Annotated in this window: 12 protein-coding genes; 9 read left to right on the forward strand and 3 right to left on the reverse strand. The window is 70.9% G+C overall.

Annotation, left to right across the window (positions count from 1 at the left end; all coding sequences use genetic code 11):
* The 4 genes from ACLEQD_RS21050 to ACLEQD_RS21065 form a co-directional block, all read left to right on the forward strand.
* Positions 1-1921: S9 family peptidase (locus ACLEQD_RS21050; protein WP_410386105.1), on the forward strand; the 1921-nt coding region annotated here is incomplete at its 5' end.
* Between the two features lie 101 nt (positions 1922-2022).
* Positions 2023-2568: a hypothetical protein gene (locus ACLEQD_RS21055; protein WP_410386107.1), complete on the forward strand. Its 546-nt coding sequence runs from the start codon at positions 2023-2025 to the stop codon at positions 2566-2568.
* 74 nt (positions 2569-2642) lie between these two features.
* A complete protein-coding gene (locus ACLEQD_RS21060; protein WP_410386109.1) occupies positions 2643-4319 on the forward strand; it encodes a hypothetical protein in 1677 nt (558 codons plus the stop codon).
* An 11-nt stretch (positions 4320-4330) separates the two neighbouring features.
* Positions 4331-4963: a hypothetical protein gene (locus ACLEQD_RS21065; protein ID WP_410386111.1), complete on the forward strand. Its 633-nt coding sequence runs from the start codon at positions 4331-4333 to the stop codon at positions 4961-4963.
* Positions 4964-5970: 1007 nt separating this feature from the next.
* On the opposite strand, the gene ACLEQD_RS21070 is transcribed toward ACLEQD_RS21065, so the two are convergent.
* Entirely contained in the window at positions 5971-7191 is a 1221-nt protein-coding gene (locus tag ACLEQD_RS21070; RefSeq protein ID WP_410386113.1) for an ATP-binding protein, read from the reverse strand.
* 181 nt (positions 7192-7372) lie between these two features.
* Between ACLEQD_RS21070 and ACLEQD_RS21075 the strand changes: the two genes are divergently transcribed.
* Positions 7373-9370 carry a potassium transporter Kup gene (locus ACLEQD_RS21075; RefSeq protein WP_410386115.1) on the forward strand — a complete coding sequence of 666 codons (1998 nt, stop codon included), beginning with the start codon at positions 7373-7375 and terminating at the stop codon, positions 9368-9370.
* Positions 9371-9780: 410 nt separating this feature from the next.
* On the forward strand, positions 9781-10794 hold the full coding sequence (locus ACLEQD_RS21080; protein ID WP_410386116.1) for a hypothetical protein: 1014 nt from the start codon (positions 9781-9783) through the stop codon (positions 10792-10794).
* A 58-nt stretch (positions 10795-10852) separates the two neighbouring features.
* Here the strand turns inward: ACLEQD_RS21080 and ACLEQD_RS21085 are convergent, their stop codons facing one another.
* Together ACLEQD_RS21085 and ACLEQD_RS21090 are read right to left on the reverse strand one after the other, a co-directional pair.
* A complete protein-coding gene (locus ACLEQD_RS21085; RefSeq protein ID WP_410386118.1) occupies positions 10853-11434 on the reverse strand; it encodes a DUF2378 family protein in 582 nt (193 codons plus the stop codon).
* A 113-nt stretch (positions 11435-11547) separates the two neighbouring features.
* Entirely contained in the window at positions 11548-12285 is a 738-nt protein-coding gene (locus ACLEQD_RS21090; RefSeq protein ID WP_410386120.1) for a metallophosphoesterase, read from the reverse strand.
* Between the two features lie 434 nt (positions 12286-12719).
* On the opposite strand from ACLEQD_RS21090, the gene ACLEQD_RS21095 reads away from it, so the two are divergent.
* From ACLEQD_RS21095 to ACLEQD_RS21105, 3 genes are all read left to right on the forward strand, one after another.
* Complete coding sequence (locus ACLEQD_RS21095; RefSeq protein ID WP_410386121.1) at positions 12720-13013, forward strand: hypothetical protein; 294 nt, start codon at positions 12720-12722, stop codon at positions 13011-13013.
* Complete coding sequence (locus ACLEQD_RS21100; RefSeq protein WP_410386123.1) at positions 13013-14332, forward strand: N-acetylmuramoyl-L-alanine amidase; 1320 nt, start codon at positions 13013-13015, stop codon at positions 14330-14332. Before ACLEQD_RS21095 ends, ACLEQD_RS21100 begins: the two co-directional genes overlap by 1 nt.
* A gap of 67 nt (positions 14333-14399) precedes the next feature.
* On the forward strand, positions 14400-14710 hold a 311-nt coding region (locus ACLEQD_RS21105), incomplete at its 3' end, for a TolB family protein (protein WP_410386125.1).

A 14710-nucleotide genomic window follows, 5' to 3' on the forward strand; every position in this document is an offset into this window, starting at 1 on the left:
CCCCGGCATCGCCCCGCTGCCGGGCCTGCCCAACCTGTGGGCGAGCGGCGTGCCGCCGGTGCCGCCCGCGCTCTCCCAGCGCGTGCGGCAGTACCTGGAGTCGCGCTCCGCGCAGCTGCTGGACGTGAGCGCGGACGGCCAGCAGGTGCTCATCTCCACGCGCTTCGCGGACGTCAATCAGCTGCACGTGGTGGAGATGCCGCTGGGCGCGCGCACGCAGCTCACCTTCACGAAGGAGCCCATCAACCGGGCGCGCTTCCTGCCGGGCAATCCTCAAGTCATCTTCTACCTGCAGGACACGGGCGGCGGAGAGTTCTACCAGGTGCTCAAGCTGGACCGGCGCACGGGCCGCTCGGAGCTCTTGACGGACGGCAAGAGCCGGCACGAGGCGCTGGAGGTGTCGCGGGACGGGAAGTGGCTCGCGTACGCGGGCACGGGGCGCAACGGCAAGGACACCGACGTGTACGTGGCGCCCACGGCGAACCCCAAGCAGGCGAAGCGGGTGACGGAGGTGGAGGGCACCTGGGGGCCGGTGGAGTTCTCCGCGGATGGCTCGAAGCTGCTGGTGCGCCAGTTCCGCGCGGCGGATGACTCGGACCTGAGCGTGGTGGACCTGAAGACGAACGCGCGCACGCAGCTCACGCCCAAGGAGGGCAAGGGCAGCGTGGAGGCCGCCGTCTTCACGCACGACGGGCAGGGCGTGTACGTGTCCACGGACCGCTACAGCGACTTCGCGGAGGTGTACCGGCTGCCGCTCACGGGCGCGCCCCCGGCGACTCCGCCGTCGCTGACGAAGTCCGTGCGCTGGAACATCGACCACCTGGAGCTGTCCCCGGACGGGCGCAAGCTGGCGGTGGCCGCCAACGAGGAGGGCTACGGCCGGCTGTACCTCCTGGACACGCGCACGCAGGCGCTGTCGCCGGTGGAGACGCCGCGCGGGGTGCTTTCGCAGCTCCGCTTCCCGTCGAAGCGGTCGGACCGGGTGGCGTTCTCGCTGACGTCGGCGCGCGTGCCGCTGGACGTCTTCACGGTGGACCTGGTCACGAAGAAGACCACGCGCTGGACGCGCTCCGAGGTCGGCGGGTTGGATCCGGAGACGTTCGTGGAGCCGCAGCTGGTGCGCTACCCGTCCACGGACGGCGTGAAGGTGCCGGCGTTCCTGTACCTGCCGAAGGACGCGAAGGGGAAGGTGCCGGTGGTGGTGGTGTTCCACGGCGGCCCGGAAGGCCAGAGCCAGCCGAGCTTCAGCTCGCAGATTCAACTCATGACGAAGGAGCTGGGGCTGGCGGTGCTGCTGCCCAACGTGCGCGGCTCGGAGGGGTACGGCAAGGCGTACCGCGCCATGGATGACGGCGTGAAGCGCGAGGCGAGCCTGGCGGACATCGGGGCCACGCTGGACTTCGTCGCCTCCCGGCCGGAGCTGGACGCATCGCGCGTGGGCGTCTACGGCGGCTCCTACGGCGGCTACATGACGCTGGCGACGGTGGCGTTCTTCCCGGAGCGCATCAAGGCGGCGGTGGACGTGGTGGGCATCTCGTCGCTGCCGTCGTTCCTGCAGAACACCCAGGCGTACCGGAGGGACCTGCGGCGCGCGGAGTACGGCGACGAGCGCGACCCGGCCGTGCGCAAGGTGCAGGAGCGCATCTCGCCGCTGGGGTCGGTGGACAGGATTCGCGCGGCGCTCTTCGTGCAGCAGGGGGCCAACGACCCGCGCGTGCCGCAGTCGGAGGCGGAGCAGGTGGTCCAGGCGGTGCGCAAGAAGGGCTCGGACGTCTGGTACCTCCTGGCCACGGACGAGGGCCACGGGTTCCAGAAGAAGACCAACCGGGACCTGGCCCAGACGACGGCGCTGATGTTCTTCGAGAAGCACCTGCTGGGCCCGGCCGCAGGGCAGGGGGGCGGGGCGGCGGGCGGGAAGTAGCCCTCGGCGAGCAAGGGCCCGTGCCCGGGCGATATGGCGCCGCCCCGGGCACGTTGCACATTGTCAGTGCTGGCGAAGTGCGTCCCCGGAGGGTCGTGTCCATGAAGCGCTACGGTCAGTCATTGCGTCGGGGTGTAGGGGTGTTGGCGGTGCTCGCGGGGGTGGGCGGCGCGTTCGCGGGCTCCGAGCAGGATGAGGTCTCCTTCAACATCGCGCGGACGCAGTTCAACCTGCGGATGACGGCGGACAACGTCACCGGCCAGGCGTTCCAGGTGTCCCGGCTCCCGGGCGAGCTGCGCGGCCGCGTGGCGGACGTCCCGGTGTCGCTGAAGCTGGAGGACGAGAAGGTGAGGGGCAACATCGGGTCCTCGGTGGTGAACCTGGACGTGAAGAAGGACGGCGACGCGGTGAAGGCGAAGGGCGGCTTCGGTGGCCGTCCTGTCACGCTGACGCTGTCGCCGCGGGAGCTGACGGTGTACGTGCGCGACTGCACGTACCGGCTGAAGGCGAAGGAGGCCGGCCGCGTCTACGAGGGACAGCGCAGCTGCGACCGTGCGCTCACGCCGCCCACGGTCATCACGCTGCCGGACGCCTTCCTCGCGGCCTCGCCCGCGGAGCAGGCCTCGGTCCTGCTCCTGGCGCTGTAGTTTCCCCATAGGCTCGGGGCGCGATGACGCGTCCCATTTCCCGTGGAGAGCCGTCCTGGCACCGGATGCCGCTGGTGCTGGGACTGCTTTGGGTGTGCGCGCTGGCCGCGTGCGCGAGCAATGACTCCTTCGAGCGGGAGTCCTTCGAAGAGGCGGCGGGTGACGACGTCCCGGCCGAGCGCGCGGGCCTCGGGTTCACGCGAGAGGGAACGCTGGAGCGCGCCGCGCCCGTGGGCGGGGAGCGTGCCCGGCAGGCGGAAGCGGCCCGGGTGGTGCGTGAGCTCTGGGAGGTCGCGGGAGCGAGCGGCGCTCCTGGAGAGGCGTGGACCTTCGACTACCAGGTGCACGGCGGCGCGTTGACGTTGGTGTCCTTCCGGCGCACGACGCAGGGCCAGGGCACCGGCGCCGCCGTGGAGTGGAGTGGGTTCTCCCGCGAGCTGACGCGGAGCCTGTCCACGCTGGTGGGCGTGAAGCCGCGACGCGTGCGCTTCACGCTGGAGCGTGGGCCGGAGCGCTGGCGCATCGGCCTGGAGACGGTCCGTGGGCAGGTCGCGGCGCATGCGCGAACGGTGCCTGAAGTCCTGCCGGGCGCATCCGGGCCCCTGCGGTCCGATGCGCTGACGGTGGCCCGGCAGCTGCTGCCCGCCGCGCGTCTCCCCTGGGAGGGGAGGGTGCGCGAGCGGGCGCGGCTTGGGTTCGAGGGCCTGCGATTGCGCACGGAGGCGGAGCTGCGTGACTTCGAGGTCCAGGAGGGTTCGGGCCGCCGGAGCGCTCCCGGGAGCACGGACCTCCGCATGCCGGTGGTGCGTGCGTTGTTGCCCTTCGCCAACGCGGTGGGAAGCCGCGAGGTGGAGGTGGAGCTGGAAGGAAGGCACGTGCGCGGTGAAGCCGAGCCGCGCTGGACGGTGGTGGCCGCGACGACGCTCGAACCTTCCGAGCCTCCCGAGGCGATGGAGGACATCGCGAGGGAGTACCGGGCGATGCAGGAGGACATCCTTCGCCACTGGCGTCAGGAGGTGAAGGAGAGCGCGCGCCTCGCGGGGGTCTGGTCCTTCGAGCAGCTCGCGTACTGGTACGTGGGAGGCTTCATCGCGAAGGGCGTGCTCGGGGCGATGGAGGCCGTCGCGCCCACGGTGGTCTCGGTGCTCGGCAGGAGCGGGGCGAAGGGCGCGCAGTGGTTCCGCACGGTGCTGATCCGCACGCCGCCCGCTGAACGTGAAGCCCTCCAGCGAATCTGGATGAAGGCGGAGGCGGAGGGGCTGGCGGCGCTCGAAGCAGGGGAACAGGCCGAGCTGCGTCACATCCTGGCCCGGGTGGAAAAGGCCCTGCATGAGCCGCTCGACCGGCAGGCGAAGAAGCGGCTACGGCAATGGGCACGGCGTGAATACTTCGAAACCGTGAACCCCCGGCTCGCCAGGGAGCTGGGACCCTTGCGGATGGAGGCGTATGAGATCCACCACCGCGTCCCCCTGGAGTATGCGCGCCTGTTCCCGCGCATGGACATCAACCAGGGAACGAACCTGGTCGCGGTCGAACGCACGGTGCACCGGAGCATCAACCGGGTCTGGGAGTCCGTAGGGCAGCAGGCCCAGCGGCTGGACAGCAGGCAGGTGGAGGAACTCTCCCGGGTGATCGACCAGCAATACGGTTCGTGGTTCCATCGCGTTCATGTCCCCGCGGAATCCGCTTCCGCGCTCGCGGCCGCGGAGCAGAATGCGCTTCGCGCGGTGAAGGCGCTGCTGGAGCGGTGAAGGGAGCGCGGATGGAGTCCCCTCTCAAGGGCCTTGAGCGGCTGATGGCACAGTGCCGCGAACAGCGGCTGCCGCTGCGTCTGGGAACGGCCTCCACGGAAGACTCGACGGGCCGGGAGTTGTTCCCAGGGCAGCCCCTGGACCCCCTGCTCGCAGCTGTCTTCAGGCGGGTAGGGGACGCGCGAGTGGCGGAGCTCACCCTCTATCCGCTGCAAGGAGAGCACGGAGTCGTGGCCATCAACAGGACGCTCCGAGAGCGGGGAGAGGCTCCTTTCCCGGAGTGCCTCGTGTTTGGCCAGGTCCCGAGCCTGGCGTATCGGTTCGCGCTAGTGCCTGGACTCGCGGACCCGCACGGGCTGCAACCCGTGGTCTTCATCGATGACCACAGCGAAAAGGAAGTCCTGCCGGTCGCATCGAACCTCGATCGCTTCTTCGATGCCTATGCCCGGAGCATCGAAAGCTTCGCCAGGGAGAGAACCCCCTCGCCGGAAGCATGGGATGACATGGACTTCCCGCGCTTCGAACCCGAACGTGTCGCCGAGGACACCGTCCTCGTGGAGATGATGCGCGCGGGGCGCTTCGACGGACTCGTGACCCGGGACGAGGAGAGTCAGCGCTGGATGCGCCAGGTGCTCGGCCTGTGACGCCCCGCACGCTCTGCCTCCTCATCGCCTTCACCGCGTTCGCGACCGCCGTGGGCACGGCCGTGTGGCTCGCGTGGCCCGGGCCGGACCTCGCCGCGCAGGCGGACCTGTCGGACGAGCCGGTCCACCTGAGCCTCGAAACCAGCAACGACCCGGACAGCGCCGCGAGCGAACCTCCCGACGTCGTCGTGCTGAGCAACGGCATCCGGCTCACGGACGTCCCCACGAACTGCCACGCGGACACCCGGGGCTCGCTCCTCTGCGAGGACCGCTGCGACGCGGATGCCGCGTGTCCCGCCGGCACCGTGTGCGCGCACCACCCGGACTTCGGCTTCCGCGACTGCCAGCCCCTGCACCGCTACTGCGACGACGCGTCGGACTGCACCCCTTCCGACACCTGCCACCCCGTGGACACCTCCGCCTCGGGCCAGGTCCTCCGCCGCTGCGTGCCGCGCGGAACCCTGCCCGCCGGGGCGCGGTGCACGGGCTACGCACGGGAGCTGGAGGGCCAATGCGCGCCGGGGCTCCTCTGCGTCCATGAGTACTGCGGCCCGCCGTGCGACGTGCACGACGCGAACGCCTGCGCCTCCGGCACCGAGTGCGCCCCCAATCCCTACCGCGTCCTCGGCGCCTGCGTCCCCAGCTGCCGCGACCGCGCCTGCCCCACGGGCGAGCGCTGCGAGACGGACTACACCGGTGAGGTGCCCATCTGCCGCCCCTTCATCGGCCCCGCCTGCCTGGACGCCGCGCCCTGCGCCGCGAACCAGGACTGCCTGCGCGGCTTCGCCGAACCCACCCTCGAAACCGAGGCCTTCGAGTGCCGCGCCCGCTGTGATGACCAGGCCCCTTGCGACAAGGGCCTCACCTGCGACGAGACCAGCGGCTACTGCTTCCAGCCCTGCACCCGCGACACCGACTGCCCCACCCGAGCGCTGCCACGTCCTCCACCGCCGCGAATCCCAGCGAGGCTGCGGCTTCATCGCGGAGGGGCTCCCCGCCTTCCACCGCTAGCCGCGCGGCAGCTCCACGATGAACGTGGAGCCCTCGCCCAGCACGCTCTCCACCTCGATGTGGCCGCCCATCGCCTCGACTATCTGGCGGGCGATCCACAGCCCCAGCCCGAAGCCGCCGTAGTTGCGCTCGGACACCGCGCGCTCGAAGCGGTGGAACAGGCGCGGCAGGTGCTCCTTCGCGATGCCGATGCCGCCGTCGCGCACCCGCAGCCGCGCGCGGTCCCCTTCCATCTCCAGCGACACGTGCACCGGGTTGCCCCGCCCGTACTTCAGCGCGTTGGAGAACAGGTTGGTGAAGACCTGATCCAACCGCAGCCGGTCCCACTGGCCGCGCACCTCCGGCGCCAGCGACAGCTCCAGCGGCGTGCCCGAGCGCGCGTACTCCGGCTCGAAGCGCTCCGCCACCTCCCGCACCAGCGCCCCCAGCTCCATGGGCTGCAGCACCAGCTCCAGCTTCCCCGCGCTCAGCCGCGACACGTCCAGCAGGTCGTTCACCAGCAGCGTCTGCCGCTTCACCTGCCGGTCCACCCGCTCCAGCCCGCGCTTGAGCCGCTCCAGGTCGAAGCTCGCCCCCGACCGCGCCAGCCCCGCCATCAGGCTCTGCACCTGGAGCTGCAGCGCGCTGATGGGCGTCTTCAGCTCGTGGCTCGCGATGGACAGGAACTCCTCGCGCAGGCGGATGGCATGACGCGCGTCCCGGTAGAGGCTCGCGTTGTCCAGCGCCAGCGCCGCCCGGTCCGCCAGCCTCCTGGAGCAGCCAGCTCGCTCCCCGACTCGAATCGACGCGGGCTCCGGCGCCTCCCGCCACACCGTCAGCGTGCCCAGCGCCCGCCCCCGCGCCCGCAGCGGCAGCACCAGCACCGCCTCCACCCCCTGCGCCTCGCCCGTGTCCAGCACCTCCGCCGCCACGCCTTCATCCGCGCGCATCCGCTGGGAGAACAGCGCCTGCAGCCGCACCCGCGCCTCCGGCACCGCCGCCGCGGACGCCACCGTGCGCAGCCACAGCCCGTCCTCCGACAGCAGCCGCAGCGCGCACGCGGAGCCCAAGAGAGGCACCACCAGCCCGCACAGCCGCTCCATCACCGCGGGGGGCTCCAGCGACGCGTCCGCCAGCAGCCGCGAGGCCTCCGCCAGCAGCGCCAGCCGCTCTTCAATCTCCGGAAGCCGCGCTCCGTACTGCCGCGCCTCCCCCAGCCTGGTTGCCACCATCGTCATGCGACTCCCCCCGTTGCATCCACCATGGGAACACGGCCCCGGCCGCGGCGCTCTGCGTCCCAGGTCCCGCCATCCCTGATTTCTGCGGATGCTCGACACCCACCCCCTGGAAGCGTTGGTGACGGTCACCCGCCTCGTTCCGCGGCCCGGCACCCCCGGGGGCAGGGAGCCAGGCGCGCACATGGGAGCACCTGGAGCGGTTGGAAAGCAAAGGAGTCTCACGGCAGTCGTTGCGGCGGCCCCGGGTTCGGCTAAAGCGGGGGCCGTGAACGCACCCTCGGAATCACCGGCCGCCCCTTCGGAGGGACCGGACTCTCCCAAACGCATCCTGGTGCTGGCGCTCGGCGCCCTGGGCATCGTCTACGGAGACATCGGCACCAGCCCGCTGTACGCCCTGCGCGAGTGCTTCACCGGCCCGCATGGCATCGCCCCGACCCCGGCGAACGTGATGGGCGTGCTGTCGCTCATCTTCTGGTCGCTCATCATCGTGGTTTCGGTGAAGTACCTCCTCTTCGTGATGCGGGCGGACAACCGGGGCGAGGGCGGCATCCTCGCGCTCATGGCGCTGGCCATGCAGCGGCCGCGGGGCCAGTCACACCGCGCCCGGCCCGTGCTCATCACCCTGGGCATCTTCGGCGCGGCGCTGCTCTACGGCGACGGCCTCATCACCCCGGCCATCTCCGTGCTGAGCGCGGTGGAGGGCCTGAGCGTGGCCACGCCCGTCTTCGAGCCGTACGTCATCCCCATCTCGCTGCTCATCCTGGCGCTCCTGTTCCTCGCGCAGCGCAAGGGCACCGGCGGCATCGGCGCGGTGTTCGGCCCCTTCATGGCGCTGTGGTTCGTGGTCATCGCGGTGCTGGGGGTGAAGGAGCTCTTGCACAACCCCTCGGTGCTCTGGTCGCTGTCACCCCTGCACGCCGTGCACTTCTTCATCGACAACGGGTGGCACGGCTTCCTCGTGCTGGGCGCCGTGTTCCTGGTGGTGACGGGCGGCGAGGCGCTCTACGCGGACATGGGCCACTTCGGCGCCGGGCCCATCAAGCGCGCGTGGTTCGCGCTGGTGCTGCCCTCGCTGGTGCTCAACTACCTGGGGCAGGGCGCCCTGCTCCTGCGCCACGCGGAGGCCGCCCGCAACCCCTTCTTCCTCCTGGCCCCGGACTGGGCCCGCTACCCGCTGGTGGCCCTGGCCACGGGCGCCGCCGTCATCGCGTCCCAGGCCCTCATCTCCGGCTCCTTCTCCATCACCCGCCAGGCCATGCAGCTGGGCTACAGCCCGCGCATGGAGGTGGTGCACACGTCCGCGGAGGAGATGGGGCAGATCTACCTGCCCGGCCTCAACGGGGTGCTGCTGTTGGGCGTGGTGGCGCTGGTGCTGGGCTTCGGCTCCTCCAGCCGGCTGGCGGCGGCCTACGGCATCGCCGTGACGACGACCATGGCCATCACCACGGTGCTCGCCTACATCGTGGCCCGCGAGCGCTGGAACGTCAGCCGCGCCGTGGCCCTGCCCATCGCGGGGCTGTTCCTGCTGGTGGACCTGTCCTTCTTCGGCGCGAACGCGGTGAAGATTTCGGACGGCGGCTGGTTCCCGCTGCTGCTCGCCGTCTGCATCTTCACGCTGATGACCACGTGGAAGCGCGGCCGCGACATCCTCGCGGCCAAGCTGCGCGCGGCCAGCCTGGGCCTCAAGGACCTGCTGGGCAGCTTCGGGGACCACCCGCCGGTGCGCGTGCCCGGCACCGCCATCTTCATGACGGGCAACCCGGAGGGCACCCCGCCCGCGCTCCTGCACAACCTCAAGCACAACAAGATCCTGCACGAGCAGGTGGTGCTCCTCACCATCATCCCGGAGGAGATTCCCCACGTCGTGGCCGGCGAGCGCGTGGAGGTGGAGCCCCTGGAGCAGGGCTTCGTGCGCGTCATCGCCCGCTACGGCTTCATGGAGAACCCCAGCATCCCGGACGTCCTCAAGCGCTGCCGGGAGAAGGGCCTCCAGTTCCAGCTCATGGGCACCAGCTTCTTCCTGGGCCGCGAAACCCTCATCCCCACCAAGAAGCCCGGCATGGCCATCTGGCGCGAGGCCCTCTTCGCCTGGATGAGCCGCAACGCCCGCAGCGCCACCGCCTACTTCCGGATTCCGCCCAACCGCGTGGTGGAGCTGGGCAGCCAGGTGGAGCTGTAGCCCCGGCGGAAGTCCCGGGCATGCCGCACCGGGACTTCACCCCGTGAGTAGAAAATCTATTCACCCCGCACTGCGCGTGTTTTCCCGGTCTTGGGCCGTTTTCAGCCCCGTAACTCCCTGAAAACACAGAGGTAGGATTTTTGGCCAGGGGGTCAAACCGACCCACGGATGTTGGACGGTGGCTGCCACACAGCCCTTTACGCAGGGGCTTGCCTGCTTCAGATTGCATCGCCACCCCCTTCTTTTTCCGGTTCACGTAGAAAAATACGGCACGGCAGCAACACTTTCGCCGATGAATCGAGAATCATTTCGCGGGGCAGAGAAAAGTACTGTCCCAGCGCAATAGAACTCGGTTACCCTGCGGCCAGGTGTCCCCCGGCACCCGGCGTCCGAAACGAGGTCAGACTCCCATGCTCCAGGCCATCGCCCCCGCCCCCGTGTCGTCCCCGGTTTCCCCGGTGAAGTCGGTCATGCCGTGGATGGCCGAGCCCCGGATGCCGCTGTCGGAGGCGGCGCCGTACACGGTGCTGAGCGCGCAGGAGCTGTACCCGCGCATCTGCGTGCGGGACCCGTACTTCGCGCTGAAGGACGTGACGGTGCTGCCGGGTGAGGTGGTGGCGCGCGTGCCGGTGCAGATGGCGCCGGGCGCGGAGGCGATGCCGCTGGGCCTGGGCGAGGCGGGCCGGCACCTGGCCATCCTGGGCTCGTGCGGCGCGGCGCTGGTGGCGCCCAAGGACGGGCAGCACTTCTACCTGGCCAGCGCGGCGCGCGGTCAGTGGCTGAAGCCCTCCGCGCAGGAGCGCGCCACGGACATGCTCTGGGCGCTGGCGCAGGCGGAGTACACGGGCAAGCGCACCTGCACGGCGCGCACGCTGCTGTCCTCGTCGGACGGCACGCCGCTGTTCCGGCTGGAGGTGGACTACAACGTGCTGTCCGCCGCCGCCTTCGCCCGCCTGTTCGGCGAGGCGCGCCAGGAGATGCGCCGCGAGCCGCGCCCCGCGGACACCGTGCAGCGCACCCCGGAGGAGTGGGCGAAGCTGCGGCAGAACCCGTACAGCAAGCCGCTGGACCTGCGGGACTTCCAGGCGGACGGCGACAGCCTGCGCTCCTCGCTGGTCGTCACCCCGGAGCTGTGCAAGGGCCACTTCGCCATGCACCCGGTGATGCCGGTGGCCGTCGTCGCGGGCGGCATGACGCGCATGGCCACCACGCTGGGCCGCGACCTGGAGCGCAACGCCGAGGCCCGCTTCGTGGCCAAGGACGTGAAGCTGTCCGCGGACAGCCTGGCCTACGCGGGCCAGACGGTGGTGTTCGGCGCGCGCCGCACCCGCGTGCGCGGCGCGGACCACACCTTCGCCTGCACGGCGTCCGTGGGCGAGCGCGTGGTGGCGCAGCTGGACGTGACCTACACCCGCGTCGACTGAAGCACGGTGGCCTGACGCCCACCTGGAGTCCCGGAGGCGCGCGGCCCCGCGCCCCGCTTCAGGCCCACTCGATGTCGTAGTCCACGCGGTCGATGCCCTGCGGCTTCGCGGTGGCCTTGCCCGTCAGCCCCAGCACCTTGAGCGAGCCGGTGAGGATGCCCACGTGGTACGCGGGCGGCATCATGTCCCGGCGCATGCGCAGGGTGCCGGACTTGGGCCCCGTCGTGAGGTACTCGCGGTTGCCGTAGGACACCGCCGCGCTGTACGCCATCTGCGCGCCCGCGAAGAGCTTCTGCGGGTCACCGCGGGAGATGATGCCGAACACCAGCATCCCGGGCCCCGTGGAGTAGCGGGTGATGCTCACCTCGCCGCACGCGTGGAACACCGCCTCCGCGGGGCCGAGCGCGCCCTCCAGCAGGTCCGCCGCGTTGTACAGCAGCGTGAGGAACTCCCGGGCCGGGTACGAGCGCAGCTCCGCGTAGTCGTGGTTCAGCTCCCCCACGCGCAGCGTCTCCATCCCGTTCGCGCCCGCGTGCTGCTGCACCAGGCCGAAGACGGACTTGAAGATGAGGCCGCGGATGGAGTCCCCCGGCTGGAGGCTGGCGATCCGGGCGGCGAGTTCGGCCTTGTCCGACGGCATGACTTCCAACTCCTTGGTTCACGGGCGAACCCGGGAGGTAGCTTAACGGCACCCTCTGCCCTGTCGACAAAGCCTTCACCCGGCGTGACAGCGGCCCTGATGGGAGGCGTGGCTCAGCGCTCGTCCAGCAGCACCGGCGCGAAGCCGGCCGCGTCGCACGACGCGAGCACGTAGCGCACGCCCGCCCGTTCGCCGGTGAAGCCCGCGGGGATGCCGCTCGAGTGCAGGTGGCCGTACACGCAGACCTTGGGCGCGAACGCCTCGATGGGCGCGCTGAAGGCGGTGGCCCGCTCGTTGGCGTACACGGGCGGGAAGTGCACCGCCACGATGCGGGTCAGCGGCGTGGGGTGCGCCGCCTCCTTCTTGCGCGCGTCCTCCAGCGACGTGGCCAGCCGGCGCGTCTCGCGCTCCACGTAGCCCGAGTCCCCCTGCTCGTCGCCCATCTCCCCGCCGGGCATGGGCGGCGCCTCCGGCGCGGTCCACAGCCGCGTGCCCGCGATGACCCACGGCCCCAGCACCACCGCGTTGTTGTGCAGGAAGCCCTCCAGCGTGCGGAAGGGCTCCAGCAGCTTGCGCAGCTTGGACGCGGAGTCGCCCCACCAGTAGTCGTGGTTGCCGCGCACCAGCACCTTGCGCCCCGGCCGCGCGTCCAGCCACGCCAGGTCCTCCATCACCTCGTGGGCGCGGGTGGCCCAGGAGATGTCGCCCGCGACGATGACCGCGTCCTCCGGCCGCACCCTCTCATCCCACGCGCGCTGCAGGGGCAGCGGGTGGTCCGTCCAGCCGAAGCGGTGCATGTCCTTCTGCCGGGTGGAGGGCAGGTGCGTGTCGCCAATGCCGAAGAGCCGCATGATGCTGGCGTATAGCGGATGGCCCGCCCCGTGTCGGCCCTTCCCGCACGTCCCCCGCCCGGACGGCCCTCCCCCTCGGGGTCCGCCGAGGGTTCAAATAGTGATTAATACAAGAAATGATGTAACAATCCGTTACGTCATGGATGTCCTGAAACACGGCAGTGCGGCGTCCATGCACCATGCCGGACTCCGCGTGAAGGCGGGAGGCCAAGACATGTAGGCAATTCCGTGATTTCAGGTGTTTGGGGCCGCAGGGAGGATCGCGCGCTTCGTGCGAGTGGAGCATGCATGCACCGGTCGCGGAAGAAAACTGGACGAAGGTGATGGGCTGGAGGGGGCTGGCACGCATGGTGCTGAGAAGGCGGCTCCAGCCGTCTCCGTGGGAAAGCGGGGGCGGGCCGTGGAGTCCCTCCCCCGACTTTTGGAGTCCCCTCATGTCAACCTTCCGCAATCCCCTCGCGGCGGCCGCCGCCGCCCTGGTGCTGTCCGCGTGCGGCCCCCAGGCCCAGCAGCCCGAGGCGCCCCCCGCCGAGACGCCGTCGCAGCCGTCCACGGACACGGCCGGCAGCGCGCAGCCGCGTGAGCTGGATCCGCTGTTCGCGCAGGCCGCGCAGGAGTTCAACGTCCCGGTGGAGCTGCTCAAGGCGGTCTCCTACGCGGAGACGCGCTGGGCAGATGGTGGCCGGCCGAGGCGGAGTTCCCCGGCCAGCAGCCCGCGTTCGGCCTGATGGCGCTGCGGGGCGCGGACCTGGAGCAGGGCGCGGCGCTGGCGGGCGTGACGGTGGAGGCGGCGCGCACGGACGCGCTGTCCAACCTGCGCGCGGGCGCGGCGCGGCTGTCCCAGCTGGCCACGGACGCGAAGGTGGAGCGCGGGGACCTGGCCGCGTGGGCGCCGGTGGTGGCCCAGCTGAGCGGCATCACCAACCCGGAGGCGCAGGCCGAGCACGTGCACCGCGAGGTGTACGCGGTCATCAACCAGGGCGCGGTGGCGCTCAACCAGGACGGCTCGGTGGCCGCGTCGCTGGAGCCCGTGCAGGTGGAGGCGAAGTTCGAGCGCCCCCAGGTGCGCGCCATGGCGGCGGGGCCGGACTACGGCGCGGCCATCTGGCGCCCGTCGCCCAACTACAACTCGCGCCCCACTGGCAGCACGGGCGACCCGTCGATGATCATCATCCACACCTGCGAGGGCAGCTACTCGTCCTGCTGGAGCTGGCTCACCAACAGCGCCTCGGGCGTGAGCGCGCACTACGTGGTGAACGAGAGCGGCAGCGAGGTCTCCCAGCTGGTGCGTGAGGCCAGCCGCGGGTGGCACATTGGCGCCACCTACGACTGTGGGCTCAACGGCAGCAAGGAGTGCTGGCTCAACGGCGTGTCGGCCAACCACTTCACCATCGGCATCGAGCACGGCGGCTACGCCAGCCAGTCGTCCTTCCCGGCCGGGCAGATTGACGCGTCCGCGAAGCTGTCGTGCGACATCGCGCGCGACAACGCCATCATCAAGGACAGCTACCACATCGTGGCGCACGGCCGGTTGCAGCCGGCGACGCGCACGGATCCGGGTCCCAACTGGCCGTGGTCCACGTACATCAGCAAGATCAACAGCTACTGCGGCGCCACGACGCCGGCCGGCGAAATCATCATCGACAGCAACAGCGCCAACAACGACGCGTCCAAGGCGAGGTTCTCGACGGCGGGCGCGTGGACGGCCGGCTACAGCGCCGGCTACTACGGCAGCGGCTACTACTACGCGGCCACGGAGGCCATCTCCGCGCCGGCCACGTTCGAGTTCTACCTGCCCACCGCGCAGACGCGCACCGTCGACGCCTGGTGGGTGGCGGGCACGAACCGCTCCGCCACGGCGCCGTTCATCGCCTACAACGCGTCGGGTGCCGAGGTGGGCCGCGTGTCCGTCAACCAGCAGACCAACGGCGGCAAGTGGGTGCAGCTGGGCACGTACAGCTTCTCCGCCGGCTGGAACAAGGTGCAGCTGAGCCGCTGGACGACCCCGGGCTACGTGGTCATGGCCGACGCCGTCCGGGTGCGCTGACGTGATGCACGGGGGCCTTGAACGGCATGCGCGTTCCGGGCCCTCGCGGGCACGGTGGGGCTGGGCCGTGCTCGTCTTGCTGGGCGCCATGGGCTGTCAGGGCCGCTGCGGCGGCGCTGCCGCGGTCCCGGCGCCCGGCGCCCTGTCGGAGGCGGAGCGGCGGGCCCTGCCGGGCACCATCGTCTTCCTCTCCGAAAGGGCGGGACAGAAGGACGTCTGGCGGGTGACGCCCGCCGGAGAAGAGACGCAGGTCACCTCCGCGCCGGAGGACGAGTACCCCGGCCCGCCGTCGCCCGACGGCCGCACGCTGCTGGTGATTGCGTCGGGCGAGGCGAACGGGCGCGTCTTCCAGCAGCTGCGCGTCCAGCCGCTCGCCGG

This window comes from Corallococcus sp. 4LFB (assembly GCF_046520365.1).
Taxonomy (GTDB): Bacteria; Myxococcota; Myxococcia; order Myxococcales; family Myxococcaceae; genus Corallococcus; species Corallococcus caeni.

What these genes read in the sequence shown, in the direction of transcription:
- ACLEQD_RS21070 (WP_410386113.1), bottom strand. Translation starts at nt 7,191, where the DNA reads ATGACGATGGTGGCAACCAGGCTGGGGGAGGCGCGGCAGTACGGAGCG.
- ACLEQD_RS21090 (WP_410386120.1), bottom strand. Translation starts at nt 12,285, where the DNA reads ATGCGGCTCTTCGGCATTGGCGACACGCACCTGCCCTCCACCCGGCAG.
- ACLEQD_RS21085 (WP_410386118.1), bottom strand. Translation starts at nt 11,434, where the DNA reads ATGCCGTCGGACAAGGCCGAACTCGCCGCCCGGATCGCCAGCCTCCAG.
- ACLEQD_RS21100 (WP_410386123.1), top strand. Translation starts at nt 13,013, where the DNA reads ATGGCGCTGCGGGGCGCGGACCTGGAGCAGGGCGCGGCGCTGGCGGGC.
- ACLEQD_RS21065 (WP_410386111.1), top strand. Translation starts at nt 4,331, where the DNA reads ATGGAGTCCCCTCTCAAGGGCCTTGAGCGGCTGATGGCACAGTGCCGC.
- ACLEQD_RS21055 (WP_410386107.1), top strand. Translation starts at nt 2,023, where the DNA reads ATGAAGCGCTACGGTCAGTCATTGCGTCGGGGTGTAGGGGTGTTGGCG.
- ACLEQD_RS21075 (WP_410386115.1), top strand. Translation starts at nt 7,373, where the DNA reads ATGGGAGCACCTGGAGCGGTTGGAAAGCAAAGGAGTCTCACGGCAGTC.
- ACLEQD_RS21095 (WP_410386121.1), top strand. Translation starts at nt 12,720, where the DNA reads ATGTCAACCTTCCGCAATCCCCTCGCGGCGGCCGCCGCCGCCCTGGTG.
- ACLEQD_RS21080 (WP_410386116.1), top strand. Translation starts at nt 9,781, where the DNA reads ATGCTCCAGGCCATCGCCCCCGCCCCCGTGTCGTCCCCGGTTTCCCCG.